Source organism: Candidatus Scalindua japonica, assembly GCF_002443295.1.
Taxonomy (GTDB): domain Bacteria; phylum Planctomycetota; class Brocadiia; order Brocadiales; family Scalinduaceae; genus Scalindua; species Scalindua japonica.
The window spans coordinates 67,645-92,937 of the sequence record NZ_BAOS01000027.1; the positions used below are offsets into that span (position 1 = coordinate 67,645).

At 37.1% G+C, this 25,293-nt stretch carries 26 protein-coding genes and 1 tRNA gene; 13 read left to right on the forward strand and 14 right to left on the reverse strand.

Annotation, left to right across the window (positions count from 1 at the left end; all coding sequences use genetic code 11):
* The first annotated feature begins 185 nt into the window (after nt 1-185).
* From SCALIN_RS13750 to SCALIN_RS13760, 3 genes are all read left to right on the forward strand, one after another.
* A complete protein-coding gene (locus SCALIN_RS13750; protein WP_096895041.1) occupies nt 186-1,391 on the forward strand; it encodes a pyridoxal phosphate-dependent aminotransferase in 1,206 nt (401 codons plus the stop codon).
* A 228-nt stretch (nt 1,392-1,619) separates the two neighbouring features.
* Nucleotides 1,620-2,285: a DNA adenine methylase gene (locus tag SCALIN_RS13755; RefSeq protein WP_096894421.1), complete on the forward strand. Its 666-nt coding sequence runs from the start codon at nt 1,620-1,622 to the stop codon at nt 2,283-2,285.
* A 125-nt stretch (nt 2,286-2,410) separates the two neighbouring features.
* Nucleotides 2,411-3,724, forward strand: a complete 1,314-nt coding sequence (locus tag SCALIN_RS13760; RefSeq protein WP_096894570.1) for an ISKra4 family transposase — start codon at nt 2,411-2,413, stop codon at nt 3,722-3,724.
* A 57-nt stretch (nt 3,725-3,781) separates the two neighbouring features.
* Here SCALIN_RS13760 and SCALIN_RS13765 read toward each other — a convergent pair whose 3' ends face one another.
* From SCALIN_RS13765 to SCALIN_RS13780, 4 genes are all read right to left on the reverse strand, one after another.
* Nucleotides 3,782-4,018, reverse strand: coding sequence for a DUF2249 domain-containing protein (locus SCALIN_RS13765; protein ID WP_203415503.1), 237 nt, complete (start codon nt 4,016-4,018; stop codon nt 3,782-3,784).
* A 66-nt stretch (nt 4,019-4,084) separates the two neighbouring features.
* Nucleotides 4,085-4,396, reverse strand: a complete 312-nt coding sequence (locus tag SCALIN_RS13770) for a hypothetical protein (protein ID WP_133111918.1) — start codon at nt 4,394-4,396, stop codon at nt 4,085-4,087.
* A gap of 7 nt (nt 4,397-4,403) precedes the next feature.
* Entirely contained in the window at nt 4,404-4,700 is a 297-nt protein-coding gene (locus tag SCALIN_RS13775) for a cupin domain-containing protein (protein ID WP_096895043.1), read from the reverse strand.
* Nucleotides 4,701-4,879: 179 nt separating this feature from the next.
* Nucleotides 4,880-5,110: a DUF1858 domain-containing protein gene (locus tag SCALIN_RS13780; protein WP_096895044.1), complete on the reverse strand. Its 231-nt coding sequence runs from the start codon at nt 5,108-5,110 to the stop codon at nt 4,880-4,882.
* 390 nt (nt 5,111-5,500) lie between these two features.
* Between SCALIN_RS13780 and dnaA the strand changes: the two genes are divergently transcribed.
* The 4 genes from dnaA to gyrB all read left to right on the forward strand — a co-directional run bounded on the left by dnaA (nt 5,501) and on the right by gyrB (nt 11,076).
* Nucleotides 5,501-6,847 carry a chromosomal replication initiator protein DnaA gene (dnaA, locus tag SCALIN_RS13785; protein WP_096895045.1) on the forward strand — a complete coding sequence of 449 codons (1,347 nt, stop codon included), beginning with the start codon at nt 5,501-5,503 and terminating at the stop codon, nt 6,845-6,847.
* A gap of 327 nt (nt 6,848-7,174) precedes the next feature.
* Nucleotides 7,175-8,281, forward strand: coding sequence for a DNA polymerase III subunit beta (gene dnaN / locus SCALIN_RS13790; protein WP_096895046.1), 1,107 nt, complete (start codon nt 7,175-7,177; stop codon nt 8,279-8,281).
* 8 nt (nt 8,282-8,289) lie between these two features.
* Nucleotides 8,290-8,607 carry a DciA family protein gene (locus SCALIN_RS13795; RefSeq protein ID WP_162532322.1) on the forward strand — a complete coding sequence of 106 codons (318 nt, stop codon included), beginning with the start codon at nt 8,290-8,292 and terminating at the stop codon, nt 8,605-8,607.
* A 27-nt stretch (nt 8,608-8,634) separates the two neighbouring features.
* Complete coding sequence (gene gyrB / locus SCALIN_RS13800) at nt 8,635-11,076, forward strand: DNA topoisomerase (ATP-hydrolyzing) subunit B (RefSeq protein ID WP_096895048.1); 2,442 nt, start codon at nt 8,635-8,637, stop codon at nt 11,074-11,076.
* Between the two features lie 32 nt (nt 11,077-11,108).
* On the opposite strand, the gene dapF is transcribed toward gyrB, so the two are convergent.
* Nucleotides 11,109-11,939, reverse strand: coding sequence for a diaminopimelate epimerase (gene dapF, locus SCALIN_RS13805; RefSeq protein ID WP_096895049.1), 831 nt, complete (start codon nt 11,937-11,939; stop codon nt 11,109-11,111).
* A gap of 388 nt (nt 11,940-12,327) precedes the next feature.
* Between dapF and SCALIN_RS13810 the strand changes: the two genes are divergently transcribed.
* The gene (locus SCALIN_RS13810; protein ID WP_096895050.1) at nt 12,328-13,263 is read left to right on the forward strand and encodes a UDP-glucuronic acid decarboxylase family protein; all 936 of its coding nucleotides are present in this window, start codon (nt 12,328-12,330) and stop codon (nt 13,261-13,263) included.
* A 407-nt stretch (nt 13,264-13,670) separates the two neighbouring features.
* Here SCALIN_RS13810 and SCALIN_RS13815 read toward each other — a convergent pair whose 3' ends face one another.
* A complete protein-coding gene (locus SCALIN_RS13815) occupies nt 13,671-14,891 on the reverse strand; it encodes an aspartate kinase (protein ID WP_096895051.1) in 1,221 nt (406 codons plus the stop codon).
* 13 nt (nt 14,892-14,904) lie between these two features.
* Entirely contained in the window at nt 14,905-15,492 is a 588-nt protein-coding gene (gene hxlB / locus SCALIN_RS13820) for a 6-phospho-3-hexuloisomerase (RefSeq protein ID WP_096895052.1), read from the reverse strand.
* 192 nt (nt 15,493-15,684) lie between these two features.
* On the opposite strand from hxlB, the gene SCALIN_RS13825 reads away from it, so the two are divergent.
* The 3 genes from SCALIN_RS13825 (at nt 15,685) to murC (ending at nt 18,819) form a co-directional block, all read left to right on the forward strand.
* Nucleotides 15,685-15,921: a YggT family protein gene (locus SCALIN_RS13825; RefSeq protein WP_096895053.1), complete on the forward strand. Its 237-nt coding sequence runs from the start codon at nt 15,685-15,687 to the stop codon at nt 15,919-15,921.
* Nucleotides 15,922-16,130: 209 nt separating this feature from the next.
* Nucleotides 16,131-17,306, forward strand: coding sequence for a phosphopentomutase (locus SCALIN_RS13830; RefSeq protein WP_096895054.1), 1,176 nt, complete (start codon nt 16,131-16,133; stop codon nt 17,304-17,306).
* 142 nt (nt 17,307-17,448) lie between these two features.
* A complete protein-coding gene (gene murC, locus SCALIN_RS13835; RefSeq protein WP_096895055.1) occupies nt 17,449-18,819 on the forward strand; it encodes a UDP-N-acetylmuramate--L-alanine ligase in 1,371 nt (456 codons plus the stop codon).
* A gap of 62 nt (nt 18,820-18,881) precedes the next feature.
* Here the strand turns inward: murC and SCALIN_RS13840 are convergent, their stop codons facing one another.
* The 4 genes from SCALIN_RS13840 to SCALIN_RS13855 are packed head-to-tail and all read right to left on the reverse strand — an operon-like array spanning nt 18,882 to nt 21,268.
* Nucleotides 18,882-19,472: a hypothetical protein gene (locus tag SCALIN_RS13840; protein ID WP_096895056.1), complete on the reverse strand. Its 591-nt coding sequence runs from the start codon at nt 19,470-19,472 to the stop codon at nt 18,882-18,884.
* Between the two features lie 16 nt (nt 19,473-19,488).
* The gene (locus SCALIN_RS13845; protein ID WP_096895057.1) at nt 19,489-20,217 is read right to left on the reverse strand and encodes a TerB family tellurite resistance protein; all 729 of its coding nucleotides are present in this window, start codon (nt 20,215-20,217) and stop codon (nt 19,489-19,491) included.
* 38 nt (nt 20,218-20,255) lie between these two features.
* Nucleotides 20,256-21,059: a coiled-coil domain-containing protein gene (locus tag SCALIN_RS13850; protein ID WP_133111920.1), complete on the reverse strand. Its 804-nt coding sequence runs from the start codon at nt 21,057-21,059 to the stop codon at nt 20,256-20,258.
* A gap of 17 nt (nt 21,060-21,076) precedes the next feature.
* Nucleotides 21,077-21,268, reverse strand: coding sequence for a hypothetical protein (locus tag SCALIN_RS13855; protein WP_096895059.1), 192 nt, complete (start codon nt 21,266-21,268; stop codon nt 21,077-21,079).
* Between the two features lie 128 nt (nt 21,269-21,396).
* Between SCALIN_RS13855 and tilS the strand changes: the two genes are divergently transcribed.
* Nucleotides 21,397-22,869, forward strand: coding sequence for a tRNA lysidine(34) synthetase TilS (tilS, locus tag SCALIN_RS13860; RefSeq protein ID WP_096895060.1), 1,473 nt, complete (start codon nt 21,397-21,399; stop codon nt 22,867-22,869).
* A 209-nt stretch (nt 22,870-23,078) separates the two neighbouring features.
* A complete protein-coding gene (locus SCALIN_RS13865) occupies nt 23,079-23,657 on the forward strand; it encodes an Lcl C-terminal domain-containing protein (protein ID WP_096895061.1) in 579 nt (192 codons plus the stop codon).
* Nucleotides 23,658-23,921: 264 nt separating this feature from the next.
* Here the strand turns inward: SCALIN_RS13865 and SCALIN_RS13870 are convergent, their stop codons facing one another.
* From SCALIN_RS13870 to accD, 3 genes are all read right to left on the reverse strand, one after another.
* Nucleotides 23,922-24,206, reverse strand: a complete 285-nt coding sequence (locus tag SCALIN_RS13870; RefSeq protein WP_096895062.1) for a GIY-YIG nuclease family protein — start codon at nt 24,204-24,206, stop codon at nt 23,922-23,924.
* A gap of 93 nt (nt 24,207-24,299) precedes the next feature.
* A tRNA-Asn gene (locus SCALIN_RS13875) sits at nt 24,300-24,374 on the reverse strand.
* Between the two features lie 70 nt (nt 24,375-24,444).
* Entirely contained in the window at nt 24,445-25,269 is an 825-nt protein-coding gene (gene accD / locus SCALIN_RS13880; protein ID WP_096895063.1) for an acetyl-CoA carboxylase, carboxyltransferase subunit beta, read from the reverse strand.
* Nucleotides 25,270-25,293: the final 24 nt, after the last annotated feature.

Below are 25,293 nucleotides of genomic sequence, written 5' to 3' on the forward strand. Positions count from 1 at the left end.
TAAATTTAGAACGTCTAAATAACCGATAACGCCTGAAATATACGTAAAATTATAACCATTAACTCATAAAATTGTCAATTACAAAACATTATGGATAAATTACAAATTGACAGTTACTCGTCAATATAATAAAATGTACTATTATACTTAAACTATTTGATATTCATGAAAGAGAAATAATCAATATGACGGTATCAAACATTATAAAAAAAATCAAACCATCTGTGACATTAGCGCTAAACAGTAAAGTAAAACAACTAAAATCAGAGGGTGTAAACGTGATTGGTTTTGGCGCGGGAGAACCTGACTTCGATACACCGGAAGAGATTAAAAATTCTGCTATTGAATCGCTTAAAAGTGGTTTCACGAAGTATACACCTACTTCAGGAATTCCGGAATTAAAAGAAGCAATATGTGATAAACTTTCAAGAGAAAATAATATAAACTACTCACCTCAACAGATACTTGTTTCATGCGGTGCAAAGCAGGTAATTTTCAATTGTCTTCAAGCTATATGTAACGAAGGAGATGAAGTTTTAATTCCTTCGCCATATTGGCTTAGCTATCCGGAACAAGTTACCTTTGCAAGAGGAAAATCCGTATTTATTGAATCTTCCGATGAAAATTATTTTAAGATTACAAAAGACAATATTGAGCGCAACATAACAGAAAAAACAAAAGTACTTATAATAAATAGTCCTAACAATCCTACAGGTAGTCTTTACAAAGAAAATGAGTTATATGAGATTGTCCAGGCCGCAGTGAATGCAGGTTTATATGTTATATCAGATGAAATTTACGAAAAAATTATATATGACGGGGAAAAACATGTCAGCCCGGCTTCATTCGGTAAAGAATTTTTTGAAAAATTGATCACTGTTAATGGCTTCTCAAAAGCATTCTCAATGACTGGATGGCGAATTGGCTATGCCGCTGGACCCATAGATATCATAAACGGAGCAACACTCGTGCAGGATCATTCGACCTCTGGTCCAAATTCTTTTACACAGAAAGCTGCGATTACTGCGCTTCAAGGGGATGAAAACACTATTGTAGATATGGTAAAAGAGTTTGACAAGAGAAGAAAATATATTGTAGAACGACTTAATAATATTAACGGAATAACCTGCATGTTACCTAAAGGTGCATTTTATGCATTTCCAAATATATCCGGTCTATATAATCGTGATATCTGCGGCAAAAAAGCAAACAACTCCGTTGACATGTCAAATCTAATCTTGGAAAAAGCTAAAGTGGCATTTGTTCCCGGTCTATGTTTTGGTTCTGATATTCATCTAAGAATATCATATGCAACATCTATGGAAAATATCAAGGAGGGTATGGATCGTTTTGAAAAACTCCTGAATGAAGGTGTTACATACGGCTGTTAATATTGTATTTTTAACCCAGCAATAATTTTTACGACATCTGCGATGTCGTAAAATGTTAATTATCAATCAGATAAATATATGATAAAGTTGAGTATTTAATTGGCAGACCAGTATATCATTGAGAGGCCAGCACAGATGTGTGACTATGCCGGTGGGAGTATTCCCATTATTTTGTAAAATATAAAAAAACATCTTGACATCCTCTTTCTTTTCAGCGATACTGCTTTTATGAATTATCCAGGAGGCAAAGGAGGAGTATTCCAAAAGTTAATCAATCTTATGCCACCCCATGATGTCTACATAGAGACACATTTGGGCGGTGGCGCAGTTATGCGGAACAAACGTCCTGCCAGAAGTAATATTGGGATAGAATTAGACCAGGATGTTGTTGAAATGTGGACGAATGTTAAACCACCAGGTTTTGAATTGGTCCATGATGACGCAATTAATTATCTGAATGATTATCCTTTCACTGGCAACGAGCTGATATATTGCGACCCACCGTACCTTCGCGAGACAAGAAGGAAGAGTGGTCGGCTCTATAAATATGAATATAGCCATAAAGACCACACGGTACTTTTGGAATTATTGAAATCACTTCCCTGCATGGTGATGATATCCGGTTATGAGTCGCTTTTATACAGAGAGTCTTTGAAGGGATGGCATACACATAGTTATCAGGCGGCCTGTCACCATGGTGTGGCGACAGAGTGGCTATGGATGAACTATAATATTCCGGTGGAACTACATGAATATCGTTATCTTGGCAATAACTTTCGTGAACGAGAACGGATAAAGAGAAAAACACAAAGGTGGACGGCGAGACTTCAATCAATGCCAATATTAGAGCGCCAGGCGTTACTCTCTGCGATGGATATAGTCAGGGAACAATAGAAATATTTTAAGAGGAGATATTTTTGGGTTTTGCGGCGAGAAAAGCAGAGTCATCAGAGAACTGGAGAACTTTATTTTATGACTTTTTGGACAAGCGACTTGACAAGATTGAGCGAGAGTACCCAATGGAAGATTTAGGAGAAATCTCAAAAGCTGTTTTTCAGGAAAGATCCGAAATATTGGGTCAGATGATCCTTGGATTGATAAAGAGGAAGTTCGGTCATTTATTGAATCAGCAAAATTGTGACTGCCCCGATTGCGGCAAAAGCATGCAAAGGCACGACAAATTATCCAGGACAATCCAGACCCTTGCGGGTCAATTTGAATTGGAGAGACCTTATTTTTATTGCAGAGCGTGCAGTTTTGGAAATTATCCATTAGATGAAGCCCTTGGGTTGTCTCGATCCTCGAAACAGTATGATATACAGGATGTTGAAGCCTGGTTGTCTAGCGAAACCGCTTATGAGACGGCCAGCGAGACCTACGAGAGGATAACTGGTGTAAAGCTAAGCGAACATCATATGCATGAGGCCACGAATACCATAGGTCAGGAAGTGGGGATTTTAGATATCTGTCCGTCTAAAGAAGAGATTCACAAAAAGATAGAAAACATCTCAAAGAATAAGTTTCGTCGTCCCATTATGATGCTCGCCCTGGATGGAGCCCACGGCCCGATGCGTCCAGAGCCCAGCCCTCACCGCCGCAAAGAGAAAAGAGGAAAAGGAGAATGGAAAGAGATTAAAGGTTTTAGGCTTTATCTCATCGATGGTACAAGCATTAATCATTTAATCAGCTGGCATCAGGTCTGCGAAGATCACGAATTAGCTCAAGATCTAGTGAAGATCAAGGAGGCAGGTCTTATCCCCGAAGCGGAGATACGCTTGGGAATCATAGGAGACGGAGCTCACTGGATTTGGAACCGTTGCAAAGAGATATTTCCCTCAGCAAAAGAAATCCTCGACTACTACCATTGCTCAGAGTATGTACATGGTGTGGGTAACGCACATTATGGAAAAGAGACAAGAGAGTCTCGCCAGTGGTGCGAGGCGACTTTGACAAGAATACATTTTGGCGACCACGAAGATGTGCTTGGCGGTCTTGGAAAGATGAAAGCGCAAACTCAAGAGGTTCAGGATAAAATTGATAAGTTTTATACCTACCTTACAAATCATTGCGAAAAGATGCATTACGATACCACCAAGCGAGGAGGGTATCACATTGGTAGCGGTGCGATTGAAAGCGCTAATAAATTCATTAGCCATACAAGGCTTAAACGATCAGGAGCTTGGTGGTATGCCCAAAATGCTAATAACATGCTCAAGATCAGATGTGCGAAATATAACGGTACGTACGATAAAATTATCGAAAAATACAAAAAAGACGACCAAGAAAGAATTAAAAACAAAAAATCTAGGAAAAGTCTCCGACTCGTTAAATAAATTTACAAAAAAATGGGAATACTCCCATGCCGGTCTCCCAACTAGATCAGGTATTCATTACTTTTTCAGTATTTCTACTTTCCACTCCTCTGGTCCTGATAAAATATATTCCCATTCCATTTGACCTGTTCGCTCAGCATCCAACTGATATTTTAGAGGTTTCGGATCGTGATCGTTTATTAATATCATTTTATCTCCCGGTTGAAGAGAATCAAAAGTATCAAAGATCTTCGGGTGTCTTTCACGAGGTGGAATATTTTGTACGTCCAATGTAATAACTTTGCCTTCACTCATTATATCTAAATCCTTTCTTTATTCTTTAATTTATCGTATATTATATAATCTATAAGATTGTAGAGACTACCCTTTAGGTATAGCTGTTACTAAAGCGGTCATTTTTGTTTTTGCTTTAAGTAAACGTTTCTCGTCACTTTCAAACAGGATAAGCGTTCCTTCTTCTACACCCTGCTCTCCTCCTCCAGTAATAACAGAACCATTACCTGTATTGATTACTACTACTACCTTCTGGCCGATAGTATCTTCTAATGCTGTTTGGCCTTCCTCAAGACATATGAGGTTAACACACGCTTTTTGCGAATCGTATAAATTTTTAGATACTACATTATTATCAGAAAAACTTGCTAATTCCTCTAAGTTAAATTCACCCATCATATTCCTTTCAGCTGATATGAACTGCAATCGCAACTAATCTTTCTATACTCCTGATCCCTCTTTCAGAACCTTCAGGAACCACTACAACTTTGCCCTTTGCCAAACTTATTTCTTCCCCGTCCAGAAACATAATCCCCTTTCCTTCCAGTACATAAAAAACACCTGTACCACTTGGGTGTGCCGGTATTTCCTGGCCAGGCTCCAAGCATATCATTGGGACCTTTGCATCAGGGGAAGCACACAAAATCTGCGGACGAAATTGCTCGCTGAATTGCACTTTTTCCCTTAATTTTATTAAATCCAAACTATTCCTTTCAATAATTTTTTTTTATACAAATTCTCTATTTTAAAATGGAGAAAACCATTCACTCGGTATATCAGAAATTTCAAAAGAATAACACTTCGACTTCGCTCAGTGTGACGTCACACTGAGCGAAGTCGAAGTGTTATTCTTTTGTCACATAGCAACCTAACTAATTTTTGTTAAGATGCGGATTCAACTCCCTTAAAGGCTGCTTCAATTAATTCATTAACAAACATTTCAACGTTTGTATTGTGCATCATGCATGCCAGATTTATATCTTCGGTACCAAATGCAGGACAATCAAAGCAACTTTTACCGAAATGTTTTGAAAACACCTCTTTCGTTGCAGGATATTTTTCTGTCACCTCACCGGTTGTCATCTCTTTGGTTATATCAGGTTTTTTCGTCATAATCTTTCCATTAAATGGAGTACAAGCCTAACTATCAGAGAACTGGAATATACCATATTGTTAGTAAGCAGGTCAATGATTTAAAATTAACAACATGAAACATTAAATTTCAAGTCCTGAGTTACTTCTTGATATTTAAGAAAGGTGAAGGTATAATTTAAAGTATCTCTAAAATTGTTTTTTACCCAGACCAAAAACAAATTCAAGCGTGGTAAAAAAAATCAGCAGAATACAAAAAAGATGGATAATGTCTGGTTTATACCGCTACAATTTTCAGTAACAATTCCCATATTTGCACTTACCGGTCTGGAAATAAATATGTTCTATTAGCTCTTAAACAACAGGTATTGCATACATACAAGCTGTTAACGTAATGAATATTTAAAAAACATGAACCACTATCTATCTGCCAGCGAAAAGAAAACATGGACACTTATCCAGGATAAAATTAAGGAAAAAGTTACTCAACAACAATTTACTACTTGGTTTTCAAATCTTAACCTAATCAAACTTGATGCATATGAAATATCTATTCTTGCTCCAAATTCCCTCTGTAAAGAGTGGATAGAGAACAACTACATGGATGCTGTCACATCATCTTTAGCAGAAAACCATATATTTAATCGTGAAGTACGATTCATTGTTGAAGATAATGGCTCATCAGAACCCAAACTTCATGTTCACAACCATCATTCTTCGCCTGGCGCGCATAACTCTACCCACATAAACAAAAATTACAATTTCGATAATTTTCTGGTAGGACCATGCAATCGACTGGCACATGCGGCAGCTCTTGCTGTATCAGAGTCTCCTGGCACTGCATACAATCCTTTGTTTATCCACGGTTCTGTTGGTTTGGGCAAGACACATTTGCTTCACGCAATATTATTACAGTCACAGGAAAAAGGACACAAAGCACTATATTTACCATGCGAAAGTTTTGTAAATCACTATATATCTACTATAAAAACCGGTGATTGGGACAGTTTTAGAAATAAATATAGACAAATTGATGTTCTATTAATAGATGATGTACATTTTCTGGCAAACTCTCAGAGTTCCAGAGAAGAATTTTTCCATACATTCAACGCTCTTTACACACGTCAAAAACAGATAGTATTGTCCAGTGATTGCCCTCCGGAAGAGATACCGACAATAGAAGAACGTCTTATTTCCAGGTTCAGATGGGGGTTGATAACCAGGGTAGATCCTCCCGGCTTTGAAACCAGCGTTGCTATAATTCAAAAAAAAACCGCTTTGCTGAATATGGAAATCTCTTACGATGTAGCTCGATATTTAGCGGATAACGTTGTCTCTAGTATAAGAGAAATTGAGGGTACTATTACAAATATTCATAAATATGCGAAAATGAATGAAAGCAAGATAGACTTGAGCCTTGTAAAACAGATAATAAAAGGTTTCTCAAAACAGAGGCATGATATAGGTATCGAAAAAATACTAAACACCGTTACAAAACATTACGGTCTCCAACTTTCTCAGCTTCATTCTAAAAGAAAACTTAAATCAATTACATTACCAAGGCAGATTGCAATGCATTTGGCAAGAAAATTTACCAGCTTATCATTAGGGGAAATAGGTGGCTATATGGGTGGTCGCGATCATACAACGGTTATGCATGCAGATGATAAAATAAAAAAACTCAAGATTATCGATCGAAATATATCTTCAACATTAAGAAAGTTAGAAAATTCTCTTATTAAACAACAAGAGTACTGATTAATTGTTCATATGTTGTAAGCAAAATTCTCAATATTAAGAACCAACAAAACCAGATACGTGAAAAGTAATAGTTTTGTGTACCAATTAACGAATATTCTGACAAGTAACTTACATGAAGTTTTATAAATGTATACCATTAATAATCAAATCAAAATCTTTGTAACTTTATTTTTTATAGCTTGTTATAGAATTATTAATAATATTTTTTCTTTTAACTGTGACTGTTAATAGTAATAAGTATAATAGTTTTTAAATATAATATAATATATTATATAAAACATAGAAACATTGTGCATTAAAACCATTTAAGCTTAATAAAATATAATGAAGATAATATGTAGTAAAGAATTTATAAGAAAAGGGTTTCATGCAGTAGAAAATGTTATATCCGGTTCAAATATAAACCCAATGTTACAAAATGTTAGAATTATTGCTAATAATAACACCTTAGAATTATCAACAACAGACATGGAAGTCAGTGTCAGTTATTTAATTGATTCTGTTGAAGTGATAACACCTGGTAAAATGATTGGACCAGAAATACAGATTTCTTCAATTGTTAAAGAATGGACAGAAGAAACTATAGAAATAACTGAAGAAGACAAAAAATGTGTAATAAAAGGAAAGGATAATTTTTTTAAGATTTTCTGTTCAGACCCGGAAGGTTTTCCAACAATTCCCAAATTTATTGAAGAAGAATATATAGAGATAGATAAAAATGTTCTCCTGGATATGATAAAAAAAACAGCATTTATTATTTTAGGGGATAGAACAAAACATGGAACAAGCGGAATTTTTCTAGACATAAGTGATAATCAAATAAAAATGGTTACAAATGATGGAAGAAGGCTTAGTGAGGTAAAGAAGAAAATAAATAATCCTCATAGTATTTCAAAAAACTGCATAATACCAATAAAGGGTATATTACAAATGCAGAGAATTGCAGGAGAACAGGAAGAGGATTTAATAAAATTAAGAATAGAAGAAAAACGCATATTTATAAAAACAAAACACTCAACATTATGCTCTCAGCTGTTGGAAGGACAATATCCAAAGTATGAGGAAGTAATCCCAACTAATCTTGACAAAAAAATATACATGGATAGAAACCAATTTTCATCGGCTATTCGTAGAGTGTCTATTATGACAACTGAAGAGTATAAATTACTGAGATTTAAATTTTCAGGTGAAATACTTGAAATAAGATGTTTGTCACCGGATGTAGGAGAGTCTAAGACTGAAATTCCAATAGAATATTCAGGAGAAGATATGGAGATAGGTTTGAATCCAGAGTTTTTATTAGATTATCTTAAAAATGTAGATTGTGACAGGATTTTGTTAGAGTTAAAAGACCAGGGAACAGCCGGGAAGTTAAAGGTTGGAACTGGATGTATTTATGTAGTAATGCCTATGAGCCTCGGAGAAGAATAGTAAATATTATGAAACAGTTCAGAAGAAACAACACAGAAGCGAAGAAGCTGGGTGATATATTGAGTAACTCAGTAACGTTGGTAAAAAGAGCAGGAAAGCAAAATAAAAACCTGAGAGAAAAATGGAAAATTGTGGCTGGTGAATTAATATCAGGTCACACGGAAGTAAGCGTGGTTAAGAGCGGAGTTCTTTACGTAGAGGTTGATTCAGCAACATGGCTCCATCATTTATCTTCATTCAAAAAAGAAGAGTTGTTAACATCAATACAGAAAGAATTTAAAATAGGATATATATCAGATATAAAATTTAGAGTAGGAAATTTTTAATAAGAAGGAATTTGAGGTTTAAGTGGAATGAGTGAAATAGAAAAATATGATGCAACTTCTATAAAGGTTTTAGAAGGAATAGAAGCCGTAAGAAAAAGACCAGCTATGTACATAGGAGATATAAGCGAGAAGGGTTTGCACCATTTGATAGAGGAGGTGGTTTGCAACAGCGTAGACGAAGCCATGGGAGGGTTCTGTGATAATATTACGGTAAAGTTGAATATTGATGGAAGTGTCATGGTTCTGGATGATGGAAGAGGTATTCCCGTGGATGAACATCAGGAAATGAAGAAGCCGGCGTTGGAGGTGGTGATGACGACTTTACATGCCGGTGGAAAGTTTGAGGGTAAAAGCTATAAAGTATCCGGCGGATTACATGGAGTTGGGATATCAGTAGTAAACGCGCTGAGTGAGTGGCTGGAGGTAGAAGTACGGAGAAATGGGCATATGTATGTACAACGATATGAGCGTGGAGAGACAAAAACGGCACTCGAGGAGAGAGGAGCTACAAAGAAAAAAGGAACAAAGATTATTTTTAAACCAGACAGCTCTATATTTGAAACAGTAGAAATTAGTTACGATATTGTCAAAAAAAGAATTAGAGAACTCGCCTTTCTTAATAAAGGACTTTGTATTACCATTATAGATGAAAGAACAGATACGGAAGAGATATTTAAGTATGATGGTGGAATCAAGATATTTATAGAGGAAATGAACAAAGGGAAAGATCTGATCCACAAAGATGTGATACATTTTGAAGGTAAAGAAAAGGACATAGCAGTGGAGTGTGCAATGCAATATAACGATGGTTACAGTGAGAGCGTATTCTCTTTTGCTAATAATATAAATACAATTGAGGGCGGAACACATTTAAGTGGTTTCAGGACAGCATTGACAAGAACATTAAATATGTACGCAAAAAATGCAAAGTTATTGAAGGACGGCAAGGCGCCAACAGGTGATGATTACCGGGAGGGTCTTACTGCCATTATAAGCGTAAAAGTTCCGGAACCACAGTTTGAAGGACAGACAAAGACAAAGCTGGGAAACAGAGATGTCCAGGGATTGGTAGAGGCATTGGCAAATGAGCATTTGAGTACATATTGCGAGGAGAATCCTAAATCTGCAAGGATCATAGTAGGCAAAGTATTGGAAGCTTCAAGAGCAAGGGAGGCTGCCAGAAAGGCGAGAGAGTTAACAAGAAGAAAGGGAGCGCTTTCCGGGTCGGATTTGCCGGGAAAACTTGCGGATTGTTCCAGTGATGATGTAGAGTCTACAGAATTATTTATAGTAGAGGGTATATCCGCGGGTGGAACGGCAAAGCAAGGTAGAGATAGAAGAAATCAGGCAATATTACCGCTTAAAGGGGTGATCCTGAATGTTGAAAAAGCAAGAGTGGAAAAGATGCTGAACAATGAGGAGATTAGAACTCTTATAAGTGCTATTGGGACGGGCATAGGTATCGATGAATTTGACCCAGAAAAACTAAGGTATGGGAAAATTGTCATAATGACGGATGCGGACGTAGATGGTGCGCATATTCGAACATTGTTATTAACATTTTTCTTTAGACAAATGCCAGAGTTAATAGATAGAGGAAATATTTTTATAGCGCAACCACCACTATACAAGATAAAAAGGAAAAAAAGGCAGGAGTATGTATATGGAGATAAAGAGTTGCAAGATTCTTTGATAAACATTGGTATCGATGAAGCGGTTGTTGAGACATGTGATAAAGAATCAATAAAACTATCCGGTGATAAACTGAAAAAATTCCTTGGCCTTTTAGAAAAAATGGAAGAGTATAACTGGCACTTTATTAAAAAGAAACAACAGAGTAAAAAGAGCCTCTCTTTCAGGGAATATCTGGAAAAAAATGAAAACGGTAATTTTCCGAAGTATAGGGTCGCGTACAATGGACACGAAAAATATATTTTCTCTGATGATGAGTTGAATCGTTTAGTAAAGGAGCTGCAGGAACAGAAAGGTGACGATGTTGAAGTAAAGAGTGTTGATGAAGAAAATGATACAAACGGTAAAGATTCAATAGAAGTACAGGAGTATCATGAAAGTGGAGAAATTGCGAATACCGTAAAAATGATAGAGAAAGAGGGATTTAAAGCAGAAGACTTTTTTAAAGGACTGGAAGAAAATGCACCACCGCGAGCAAAGTTGGTTTATGACGATATAGCGTCGGATATCTACTCACTGGGAGAGCTCCTGCCAAACATAAAAGAGTTGGGGAAAAAGGGTCTTGATATTCAGAGATACAAGGGTCTTGGAGAGATGAATGCAGAGGAGCTGGCGTTAACCACAATGAACTCTTCATCAAGGACCTTATTGAGAGTGAAGATAGAAGACGCGATAAAGGCGGATGAAACATTCACTATATTGTCCGGAAAGGACGTTAAACAGAGACGGGAATATATTGAGACACATGCATTGGATGTTAAAAACCTGGATATTTAACAGGTAAATAACACAAAGATTATAAATTGTTATTATTTATCCCACTCTCCTGTAAATACAATTTCCGCAGGACCAGTCATGTAGGTTTTATTATCATCTGTCCATTCCACCATTAATTTTCCTCCTGGAAGCAGTGTGTTTACTACTCTTTCTGTAAGGTTGTTCAGGACACACGCGACACCTGTAGCGACTGCCCCAGTGCCGCACGCAAGTGTTTCTCCGGAGCCTCTTTCCCAGGTGCGCATTTTAACCTTATCAGCAGAAATCAGTTGTACAAAATGGGCATTAATTCTTTCCGGAAAAAGTTCATGGTTTTCAATAGCTTTACCTGTAACTTCTAAATCTATTGAATCAACGTTATCAACAAAGGTAATGCAGTGAGGATTACCCATGGAAACACATGTAATTTGTAAAACAGCATTATTAACCTGAAGCGGTTCATTTATAACCTGTGTATTGTCACCGAGCATCGGTATCTCATTTCTAAGTAATTTTGGGGCTCCCATTTCTACTCTAACCTGTGTAACTTCGTCATTGTCGATTGTAAGTTTTATTGTCTTCAACCCAGCAGACGTTTCAATTGTCATTCGATCACTTTTCTTTAATCCGTATTCATACATATATTTTGCCACGCACCTGATACCGTTACCGCACATCTGTGCTTCGCTACCATCCGCATTAAAAATACGCATCCTGGCGTCTGCTACTTGTGATGGCACTATCAGTATCAATCCATCACTACCGATACCAAAGTGTCTGTTGCTTACTGCGATTGACAGTTCTGCCGGATTGTCTATCTTTTCTTCAAAACAGTTGACATATACATAATCATTCCCTATTCCCTGCATTTTAGTAAATTTCAATTAGTATCTCCCTCATAATCGGTTGATCACAGTTTGCATATTTCAATTAATTATTTTACTGATTTTAGCAAAGCAGTTTTTTTTGTCAACTTATAGTAATACAAAGTAAAAAGTGCCTACCCGTCTGCCAATCAGTTCTTGCAGGGAGTTTGAAATGAACTAACGATGTAGAATTGTTTTTTTGAGGTAGTACAGTGACCGCCTGGCCACCTGCCTGTTGGGCGAATGTTACTGTTTTAAAACTCATCATACGTATGGATGCACTCCATATTTTTTATGCTTGCACTGTTTTAATAACGTAGTAGAATTACACCAAATAATTTAATTATATAGTTTTTTTGCTGAGAAAGCGACTTAACTTGAAATACAAATCAGTCAGGATAAAAATATGCGTACAATGATTACAGGTGGAGCTGGGTTCCTTGGCTCACATCTATGCGATTATCTGCTTGAAAAAGGACACGATGTAATATGTATTGATAATTTATTAACCGGCTCAGCTCAAAATATTGAACACTGTATTGGTAATCCGAACTTTAAATTTATTAAACATAATGTGAGTGAATATATTTATGTTGGAGGTGAGATAGACAACGTCCTGCATTTTGCGTCACCTGCTAGCCCTTTAGATTACTTAAAATTGCCGATACAGACCCTAAAGGTCGGTTCATTAGGAACGTTGAATGCTATTGGAGTTGCAAAACTTAAAAAAGCAAAATTTTTTCTAGCGTCTACGTCGGAAGTCTACGGTGATCCACTTGTTCATCCACAAAAGGAGGATTACTGGGGAAATGTAAATCCGGTTGGTCCAAGAGGAGTGTATGATGAAGCAAAGAGATTTGCAGAGGCTATGGTTATGGCATATCACAGGAGCCACGGAGTAGATACGAGGATTGTGAGAATATTTAACACTTATGGTCCCAGGATGAGGGTGAATGATGGAAGGGCGCTGCCCGCATTTATTTCACAGGCAATTAACGGAGAAGATTTAACGGTCTTTGGTGATGGATCACAGACACGAAGTTTTTGTTATGTCTCAGATTTAGTAGAAGGAATTTACAGATTGTTGATTACAGATATTAATGAACCGGTAAATATTGGAAACCCAACAGAGATAACTTTATTAGATTTTGCAAAAGAGATAATAAGTATGACAGGGAGTAAAAGTGAAATCACCTTCAAACCACTGCCTATCGATGATCCAAAGTGCAGGCAACCTGATATTACTAAAGCGAAGACACTTTTGAATTGGGAACCAAAGGTTTCTCGCAGCGAAGGATTGAAAAAAACCATAGACTATTTCCAGAGTGTCTTAAAAAAATAATTCATTCCTTTACATTAAGATAAGGATTTCGAGGATGGTTTGACATATTTCTGGGAATCATGAAGAAAACATAGTACTTTTAAGACACATGATTTAGACGTGCGATTTCATTTGACAGGAATGGAAGATAAAAAAAATAGATGATACTGGCTGAATGGTCTATCGTTACCAAATACATCAGACTGCTAAAAGCATGCGGGAATCCATTTTGTATATGAAAATAGTTTGTGTAAACTTGATAGTTATCATATTTAATACATGTTGCCTCAGCGAATTAGTAAGTGCAGGATATAGTCATAGCATAAACAGATCTGCCAGTAGTATTCAACAGTGAACAGCAAAAAACTTTGATCTCGTCACTTTATACAAACCAATATATCCTGAAATACCTGATTTGCTTAGTAAGGTTACTGCTCTTTATCCAGCTCGAAAGCGTTATGCACTGCATTTAAGGCTTTCTCTGCCTGGTCTTCTTCTATAACACAAGATATTTTAATCTCTGAAGTACTGATCATTTGTATGTTTATTTTTTCATCAGACAGCGTCTTGAACATTTTTTCTGCTATTCCACAGTGAGATCTCATTCCTATTCCCACAACTGAGAGTTTTGCTATTTTGTCATCAGCAACGATCTCTTTTGCTTTGATTTCTCCCTTTATTCTTTCTGTTGTCTTCAAGGCAAGTGGCAGGTCTTCTTTGCTTACAGTAAACGTTAAATCTGTTAATCCATGAGCGCTGGCATTCTGAATAATCATATCAACATTTATTTTTTCTTTTGCCAGTTCGTGAAAGATATTGGCTGCCTGTCCAGGTTCATCAGACACGCCGATTATAGTTATTTTTGCATCATTTTTTGATACGGTTGCTCCACTGACAACGATATTCTCCATTTCTTTTACCTCTTTGCATATAAGGGTTCCTGTGCCGTTATTAAAACTGGGTCTTACCCGTATCGGGACATTATATTTTTTAGCAAACTCAATCGATCGTACATGTAGAACTTGTGCACCCATGCTTGTCAGTTCCAGTATTTCATCATAAGATATTTTATTCAGCCTTCTTGCGTTGGGAACGGTTCTTGGGTCTGCTGTGCATATTCCATCAACGTCGGTATATATATCACACATGTCCGCGTTGAGTAAAGCGGCCAGTGCCACAGCGCTGGTATCAGAGCCTCCACGTCCCAGAGTCGTTATATTGTCATTTTCGTCTACTCCCTGATATCCGGCTACCACTACTATTTTATTTTCAGATAATTCTTCTTTTATTCGATCATCTTTTATATTAACGATTCTTGCTTTTGTGTGAAAACTGTCGGTTGTTATTCCAATCTGTCTTCCTGAAAAGGAGACTGCTGGCACACCTAAGGAATGGATTGCCATTGCCATAAGAGCACTTGACATCTGCTCACCCGTGGAAAGTAGCGAATCCAGTTCGCGTGTAGAAGGTTCTTTATTAATTTCATAAGCCTGCTTTAGTAATTCATCTGTCATTTTTCCCTGTGCGGAGACAACAACGACAATATTGCTGCCGGCAGCGTGTGCCTCAACGGCTCGTTTTGCCGCAGCTTTCATGCGTGCGGCATCTGCTACAGAAGTTCCACCAAATTTTTGGACAATTAATTGCATTGTTTATATAATCCTACTCCAGATTAGCGTGTCTTTTCATCATTTCAACTTCTTCTCTGTTCAGTAATCGTACGAGTGATAAAATAACAGCGTCAAGGTATACAAGACATGCCTGCTCAAATAGTGTACTGCGAAATTGTGCTGTTAGTTGAGATTGTATAACCTGGTCGGAATCACTTGCCGGTATTTCTATTGTCAGGTCTGCATACTTAGATAATTCAGAGTCAGGATGTGCTGTAATTACGACAACCAGTGCGTTCAGTCGTTTTGCAAGACCCGCAATATGACAGGTAATAGAGGTTGTACCGGAACTGCTACATGCAATAAGCATATCACCTTCATCAATATTTGGAGTTGTTGTCTCACCAACTACATGGCATGAGAACTCTATGTGAGTAAGACGCATTGCAAATGTTCTGGCAACGAGCCCCGAACGACCTTGACCGGTTACAAATATATTTTTAGAAGAATCTATGGCAGCGATAAACTTTTTAAATTCATCTTCTTTAATTCCGTCCAGAACATAGTCTATCTCATTAATTATAGTCTTTGTTGTGGATTTAATACTCGATTCGATGTTATCAGGGTCTGTTATCTTCATAATAGTTTAAGACAAATTCTATCAATTAAATATAAAAATTTCAAGAAGTAGGTGTGTGGAATATACAAAAAAAGAGTTTCTCTCCGTTTTTAATTAACGGTGATAAATTTTTTGTTGCTATGAATAGTATTAATTGTTAGTATTCGACTGCTTTAATACTAATAAAAATCCCTTAACTTTTGGATACTTTTTATGGAATTCGCTTTTATTGGTCAAATTATAGGACTTTACAAGTTGGTACTTATCGTAAGGATAGCTTTGTCGTGGATTCCTCACAATCCACATAACCCGGCAATAACATTTCTTTATAAAATAACAGAGCCGGTACTAGAACCTGTCAGGCGTGTTATTCCCGCTATTGGAGGAATAGACATCTCTCCTATTATTGTGTTTATCGGCCTCAGTTTTATTAAAGGGATTTTCACTTAATCACAAAAAGATAGTAATTCTTGATGGGATGGTACATTTCTCTCTACTACTACACTCCTAAATTTCATAGTTTTTTTGTTTAACCTGAGCGAATATAACTATTTACACAAAACAAAATTGTTGTAAAATTATATGCAAACAGGGCGCAAATCATTTTATCTAATAAATATTTCTGAATAGCAGAAAAAGGTAAGGTGTTAATTATATTGATGGTGAACAGAGTAATCGTTGTTGTTCTTGATAGTGTTGGAATCGGCCAATTGCCGGATGCTCATAAATTTGGGGATGTCGGTAGCAACACACTGGTAAATACCGCCAAAGCAGTTGGAAGACTGAATATCCCTAATATGGAACGCCTGGGCATTGGTAAGATTGAAGATATTGCTGGTGTTTCAAAGGACGTTAATGAGATGGCTTTTTACGGCAAGATGGGTGAGGCATCAGTAGCCAAAGATACAACGTCCGGTCACTGGGAGATTATGGGTGTTATAACAGACAGACCTTTTCCAACCTACCCCAGTGGATTTCCGGAAGAGGTGATTGAACAATTTTCCAAATCTATTGGCCGATCTATATTGGGTAATAAAACGGCATCGGGAACAGAAATAATAGAGGAGTTGGGCGCTGAACATATTGAAACAGGTTTTCCAATTGTATATACATCTGCTGATAGTGTTTTCCAGATAGCTGCGTGCGAGGATATCATATCGGTAGAATCTTTATATGAAATATGTAATTGTGCTCGAGACATACTAAAAGGTGAGCATAATATCGGTCGGGTTATTGCCAGGCCATTTATAGAAGAAAACGGAACTTATACACGGACAGAGAGGCGCAGAGACTTTTCATTGCCGCCTTCAGAAGATACGGTGTTGGATAAGGTCGCAATAAGCGGGTATGAAGTAGTGGGTGTTGGTAAGATCGGTGATATCTTCGCGCATAGGGGACTGACAAGGGAAATACACGCATATAACAATCAAGAGGGTATGCAGAAGACAATAGGATGTGTTAAGGAGAATTTTAAGGGTATCATTTTTACGAATTTGATAGACTTCGATATGAAATATGGCCATAGGAATGATCCGAAAGGTTATGCAGGTGCTCTGGAGGAATTTGATCAGCGTTTGCCGGAGCTTATTGATACATTAAAACCTGATGACATTCTCATTATTACCGCTGACCACGGATGTGATCCTACTATGCCAGGTACAGATCATTCTCGTGAGTATGTTCCTCTGCTGGTTTATGGAAAGAAATTAAATAAGCCTCACTCACTCGGTATTCGTACATCATTTACGGATGTTGGTGCCACTATCTCAGAGATATTACTTAAGCAGAAACTCGATAATGGAAAAAGTTTTTTTGCTGAATTGATAAACAGTTAAGTCTTATGCAGGGCCGTAGGAACCGCAAAGAGAGGCTGTATTTTTTCACCACCCCCCCTTTTTTTTGCAATAAAATTAAGTTTTAGGCCATTTTTTTCTCTGTGTTTTACTTCTACGGTTAAAAAGATTTTGTTGAGCTAAAATGAAGAAAAATTTAAAATATCATTTTGTGGGGATTGGTGGAATTGGTATGAGTGCGCTAGCGCAGATTACTAAATCGCAGGGTCATTTTGTAGGCGGTTCTGACAGAAGAAATGATAAAAAGCAGACCCCGGAAGTTTTTCATAAACTGGAATCTCAGGGCATTAAACTTTCTCCACAGGACGGAACGGGTGTTGATAATGAGACCGACTTTATTGTTATTTCCAGTGCGGTAGAAGAAGATAACCCTGATCTGCAAGTTGCGAAGCAGGAGAATATTCAAATCATCAGAAGATCTGATTTGCTTAGCAGCCTTTTCAACAATAAAAAACACGGAATTGCCATAGGAGGCAGCAATGGAAAGACTACGGTTTGCGGAATGACATCGTGGATACTTGACAGTGCCGGTCATGATCCAACAGTTGTTGGTGGAGGGTATGTAAAAAACGTTGTTACAGATAAGTTATTAGGTAACTCCAGGTTTGGCAATTCAGAAACTATTATCATTGAGGCAGATGAGAGTGACGGCAGCCTGATCAAGTATATTCCAAAGATTTCAGTTATTACAAATATATCCAAAGACCACAAGACTGTAGAAGAACTTGGGGATCTATTCAGTAAGTTTGCTGAAAACACATCTGATACCGTGATAATTAACGAAAACTGTGCTCATCAAATAAAAATTAACAATAACTCTAAAAAAGTCCTCAAGTTTGGTGAAGATAGTGTATCAGATATCATTGCTTCTGAAATTTCCTGCAACGCTTTTGGTTCAAGATTTAAGATAAAAGAGAGTGATTTTGAGATAAATATTCCGGGTCTATATAACGTTCATAACGCACTTGCCGCTATTGCCGCAGCACAGGCAGAGGGTGTCTCGGATACAGAGATAAAGCAAGCATTGAAAACGTTTAAAGGCACTAAAAGAAGAATGGACGTTGTTGGTGAGAAAAACGGAATAAAAGTCATAGATGATTATGCGCATAACCCGAAAAAAGTTCAGGCGGCAATTGATGCCGTAAGGCTAATCAGTGAACGTTTAATAATAGTGTTTCAACCGCATGGTTATGGTCCAACAGAATTTATGAAAGAAGAACTAATCGCTGCCTTTGCCGGAAAGTTATTACCGACCGATGTATTGTTTATGCCGGAAATTTTTTATGCGGGTGGAACGGCAAATAAAAAAATATCTTCGAGCGATATTATCAAAGAGTTGAAAAAAAGAGGTAAAAACGCATTTTTTGTTCCAGATAGAGAGGACATTGTAACTGAAGTTGAGAAGAGAGCAACTCAAAACAATTGCGTAATTGTTATGGGAGCAAGAGATGATTCACTCACGGACTTTTGTCACGCTATTCTTAGAGCGTTATAGGAATATAATTTAGATTATAATTGACAGTATCAGGTATGAAGCACAAAAGCGTACCTCATAAATTATTTTATTTTTACCAGATCAAAAGGAAACTCTAACTCATTTCCATCCGGAGACGTAATTAACAATTTTAATGTAGAGTTCTGGTTTATGTTTTCAACCGGAAATTTATATACACATCCAGCCACAAATGCCGGTTCTTCCGGGTAAAAGCGACTAGGCTCTGCGTAATCCGGAAAATATGAAAACATCGGATAAATCGGTTTATCTTCAGAATAGAGAATAGCATTATAGCCTTTTGCAAATTCCATGTATTCACCAAAAACGGATACGACAAAAGTCAGGCTATCTTTAAAATGTAATGCCCTTAATATCTCCCCTTCAGATAGTTCACGTTTTTCAACCGTTGCTTTCTTTGCTTTAAAAGCGACATTGTGATAAGGTGTCCACAATGTGGCCCAATCATCCTTATCATCAAGATGAACAACCCATGGCTTGGCAAAATTTGTAGGGCTCAACAGTTTATTTTTTTTCCCATATTCAATTGCTTCATTTATCTGTTCAGGTGTTAAATCAAGAGATATGCTATAGGCGGTTTTGCCAATCAGACATACCGTAGTAATAAAAGCTAATAAAAGAGTTCTTTTTAACATTAATTGTTCCTCCGTATTAAAATCCTTTTTCCTTTTTTATCTCTTCGTAGGCATTATTAATTATCTGAAACTTATCACTGGCAAGCCTGGTAAATTCATCTCCCAGGTGCGAGACTCTATCCGGATGATACTGTTTGGAGAGATGTCTGTACGATTTTTTAATATCTTCCATTGAAGAGTTTCTGGTAACATTTAGAATTCGGTAGTGTTTGTCGTTATCACTGCAAAATTCTGCTCGTATCTCGAACGCATCGTCTGCATTAATCTCTACAAAACTGATAATATCGTTTATCATCCTCTCTTCGTTTGGATGCAATACCTTATCGGCAAACGCAACCAGATAGACAATCCGCAATAAAGAGAGCCTCTCTTCATAACTGGAATACTGTTTGAATTCGTAGCTTACTGCCCGTAGATCCAAGTCTACTCGAGAAGTCTGGTTTATTAAATTTCTGATAAAACTTAGGTCTTCTCCCTGAAACCCAAAACTTACAAACGCCCTTTCAATAACATTGATTTCCTGTGTACTTACACGTCCATCCGCTTTGGCAATCGATACAAGTATTCCAACTAAATGTGTTATGAAATTTAAGGACTTTTCCTGATTGCTTGAGGGCATTCCTATGGGTGTTTGTTTTAGAGACTTATCAAAAAAATCTCCTGTCATTGTGCCGAGGATTGCCCCAAAAGGGCCGCCAAAAAGAAATCCCAGGCCCGCACCAATTGCTTTACCTTTCCATTTCAAAGTCAATGTCCTTTCAAGCTATTCAGCCGTATCTCCCATTACCTGTTTTTCTGGATATGGGTTTTTTCTAAATCTTTCTGTATCTGTTTTTCTTTAATCCTGTCCTGCGCAATTTCTATGTTAAATTTTGCTTCCAGTTTACTGGGGTCGAGCACCAGGACTTCTTCCCATTTTGCTATTGCTTTTTCAAAGTTCTCTTCTCTATATAGATGAATTGCTTTGTTCAGCAGCTCTTCGACAAGAGATGATTTACGTTGTTCTTGTGTTTCTTTTATCAGACTTTTTCTGCTTTGTTGTGTATTATTATTTTCTGTTTTAATTTTTGTGACGGTATCAACAGTGTTTTCTGTTCGTGCCACGGTCTCACTTGTTGCTTCCAGTATTTCCAGTTTTGCCTTGAGGTTGCTATTCTCTGATCCAATTTCAGCCAGACGTTTATTGATTTTTTCAAGTGAAAGTTTTGTTTTTTCCAGTTCTTTTTTTAATCGATTTCGCGTGGTGTTATTCGATACCTGTGCTTTTTCGAGAGTAGACTGTTTATCCTTTATTTGTGAGTATTCTTCATTTAACTGTTTCTTAACAGCTTCCAGCTCACTGAATTTTTTCTTTAATTCATAATTTTCCGTTGTCAGGCTTCCAAGGCTATAAGATAAAGTTGCCACTTTTTCTTCCAGCACATCCATTCTTTCCTCTTTATTTTTATTATTTCTGTTTTTGTTGCTTTCATCTTTGTCTTTTCTTAAAAAATTTTTATTTAATTGGAAACATCCTGAGTTAAATAATCCGGCAAAAATAACAAGAATTGTAAATATGTACAGGTATTTAGAGTTTTTTTTGTTCACAGCATCCCCCCTAATGATCATGTGGTTTTTATGTCCTGGAGTTTTAGAATTGCTATTTGTGAGATTGCCAGTTCTTCAATTTTTCTGGTTTGGTGTAAAATGTGCTCCCAGTCTTTTGTTGTTCCTGTTGCAAACCCCTTTTTCAACCTGCTTTCCAGCTTTTTCAGGTCGGTTTCTAATAACTTAAGCCTGCTTTTTATATCTTCCATTATTATAATGATCTAAATACAAAGGTGGGATACCGAAAAAAACTACAAGTTAATTCTACTTAACATCCAACCGATGTCAAATATTTTCTACTCTTGACTTGCTTAACCAGGAGGGATATAGTTTTGTCATGTTGCAATTAAGAAAACAGGTTGCTGGTGTTATCAGAGATTTCAATCTTTTCAATGATAAGGACAGAATCATATTAGGTGTTTCCGGTGGACCGGATTCTGTTGCGTTGTTGAGCCTTATTTATAATGTAAGGCGTGTAAATCCTCCTTATTCTACAATTTTCATCGCACATTTGAACCATTCACTCAGGGGTAGAGAATCAGATGGAGATGGACAGTTTGTAAGTTCTCTTGCGGATAAATACAAAATACAACTCATTGCAGAAAAAAGGGACGTTAGAGAAATAGCGCGGGAGCGTAAGATGTCACTGGAAGAAACTGCACGGGATGTGAGATATAAGTTCTTTGAGAATGCGGCAAAAAGTGTGGGTGCTAATGTTATTGCGGTTGGTCACAATGCCGATGACAATGCCGAAACAATTTTGCATAGAATAATCCGGGGTACCGGTATTACAGGCGTAAGTGGAATAAGACCAAAACGAAAACTTACACCCACTTCAACCATTAACCTTGTTCGTCCCCTGCTGTTTACATGCCGTAAAGATATTATTGCTTATCTGGAGGAAAAAAATATTACTTACAGGGTTGATTCGACAAATATAGAAAAAGATAAATTAAGAAATAAGATCAGACTGGAACTTATTCCGCACCTTGAAAAAAATTATAATCCAAAGATAAAAAAGTCCCTGGTTACGTTAGGTGAAACGGCAATACAAAATTGTGATTACCTGGAAAAAGAAACAAATGTTTTATTCAAAAGCGTATTAATAAATAGAGAGGCGAAAACAGAGACACATATAGATAAAATAGTATTGGATATAAATAAATTAAAAGAGTCATCTCAGATTTTGCAACAGATGATTGTTAAAGAGGTAATCATCCGGTTAAACATTCCTCTCAAGAAGATAGGCAACAAAAACTATAAAAATATTCTAAACCTTCTTAATTCTAAAAAAACAGAGATAAACCATATGATTAAGGAGTACCTGAATATCAGGAGAGAGGAAAATGAGTTGTGCTTTTCCAGAAATAAATTTTATGTGGAAGAACGACCTGTTTTAAGCGAAACTGAAATAAAAATTCCGGGAGAAACAGAGCTTGTTGATATGAATTATCAGGTAAAAACAGAGATCAGGGAGATCAAAAATAATTTCCTGGAAGAGTTCAAACAAAAGAAAACAAGCAAAGAAGAAGCTGTTGATTTTGATAAGGTCAGTATGCCGCTCACAGTCAGGACGAGAAGGCAGGGAGATAAGTTTTGGCCGTTAGGTTCTCAGGGGGTTAAGAAAATAAAAGATTTTTTTATAGATAATAAAGTTCCTGTGATGGACCGGGATGCTATCCCGTTAGTAACGATGAACGGACAGCCAGTGTGGATAGTGGGGTTTCGTATTGATGATCGTATTCGGGTTTCGGAGGAAACAACAAAATTATTAATGATGAAGTTTGAGGAGAGAACGACTCATATATAAGTGCTTATATTCGTATGGTTTTTGATAAACCCATGAACATACGCGGCATAAAGAAGAAGATCAAAACGATATCAGACGTTCTTTCTTATGGAAGCCGGATTAAGTAGTAGACCAATAGGAATTCCTTGATGATGGCATAGTTCTTAAATATTATTGGGAGAGTTCTGGTATTTTTACATAACCAGCTCCCGGATGGAGGTAAAACAAATATGAAAAAGTATTTACTATATTTCTTAATAACATCACTAGCTCTTCTTTCTGGCCGGGTGACACAAGCAGAGGAAGCAAATCCACAAAAAATAACCTTGCGTTCATCCTACATGAATTTATCTGTTTCTGAAGTACAGTCAATGCCAAATCTTTATATACGAAAATTTGATGAGTGGGGATTTTACGGACACAGCACAATCATTCACCGCTACGAGAAAAAGTCGATAAAAGGAGACAATGTGGTAATAGATCATACAACGGGGCTTATGTGGCTCCAGTCGGGTTCAAAAGAGTATATGCAGTGGGTTGCAGCAAAAGCATGGATAAGGAATTTGAATACCCGAAAGTATGGAGGCTATAACGACTGGAGATTCCCTACTATAGAGGAAGCAGCATCACTGCTTGAACCTGGCAAGACGAATGCCCTCCATATAGATCCAATCTTTGACAAGGAACAGTGGGGTATCTGGTCCGGTGATAAACGAGGCAGTAGCACCTGGAGTGTCTACTTCAGCCTTGGTAACGTACGCTGGCGCTACAAAAACCGATATGTTCGTCCGGTCCGTTCACTCAATTGATATTCAGCAGACGGTTATTCTTGATTTTGAAAAATACTTGTGTTGGCATCAGGCAAGTTGGACATGTATCAATGTATAGATTGTTGTTTATGTGTTATCTTACTATTTATAATCTCGGTTCTTCAGATTAAAAAAAGGGTAAAAGAAAAAACCCACCATTAAGGTGGGTTTTTAAATGCTCCTCGGGTAGGTATCCTACGCTCTTGACCTTCGGAGTACCTTTGGATCAACTCTTTTTTTTACTGCCAGTTCTAATTAAAGTCTTTAGTCTGTTTTTCTGCCCTTGGTAATATCTTTTGCTAAAGCAACAGAAACTAGCCTTTTATATGCAAATGCTTTTCCCGAACCAGACTTCAAATATTTTTCAAAATTTTTCGACTGTTTCTCTGTTTCGAAAGCACCATACCACACTAATTCCCAAGGCAAATGTGGCTTAGTGCTCTTCACCTTTCCTTCGTTATGTAATTTTATTCTGGCTTTTAAATTTTTTGTAGAGCCAGAATAAAAGATGTGAGACTTTAAGCTTAATAGAATATAACAATAATGCATGTTGTTTAATTTATTAGCAAAAGCCGGTACTACCGTTATTGGGAAATGTCAGCTACAGAATGGCAATAGCCACTCTGTAGCTTTAGCGAAAGATGGCTCCTCGGGTAGGATTCGAACCTACAGCCTAGTGGTTAACAGCCACCCACTCTACCATTGAGCTACCGAGGAATTTATTTGTCATTAGATTATTATAAGCAGAATATTACAACATTATAACATGAAAATCAACAATTACAATTTAACTACTGCTGTTACAATTACAATAATCCAGAATTTTTGAAATTTCCGACTTTAATCGGTCGCGTCCAGCAATTATGTCGATAAATCCATGCTTAAGCATCGATTCTGCAGATTGAAATCCTTTGGGAAGCGTTTTTCTGATCGTCTCTTTAATAACTCTTGGGCCAGCAAATCCCACAAGAGCACCGGGTTCTGCGATTATAATGTCTCCTTGCGAAGCAAAGCTTGCCATGACACCTCCTAATGTCGGATCAGTAAGCACAGAGATAAAAAGTAATCCCGCATCTTGAAGCCTGGCGATAGCGGCACATGTCTTTGCCATTTGCATAAGAGAAAATGCGCCTTCATGCATTCTTGCTCCTCCTCCGGAACCGGAGACTATGATAAGTGGCAATTTCAGTTTCAATGCCATTTCTGCTGCTCTCGCAATTTTTTCTCCTACTACTGACCCCATACTCCCCATTATAAAGCTTGAATCCGTAACACAAAAAATAACATCCTTTCCATCAATAGTGCCCTTCCCAACCGTTGCGGCTTCATTTAACATTGTTTTTTTCTGTTCACTTATAACACGATCTTTATATTTTATACGGTCCTTAAATTTCAAGGGATCAGCAGGCACCATATCATTCCAGTATTCTTCAAAACTGTCTTTATCCAGTGTGATATCTATTCGCTCTTTTGTTGTGATCCTGAAGTGATGATTACATTCCGGACAAACATTATGTTTCTCTTCCACCTTTTTTTTATAAACTACGCTTTTACACCCATCGCACCTTTGCCATAATCCGTCAGGTATATTTTTTTTCTTTCTAAAGAACAATTATTTATCTCCCACAACATTTCT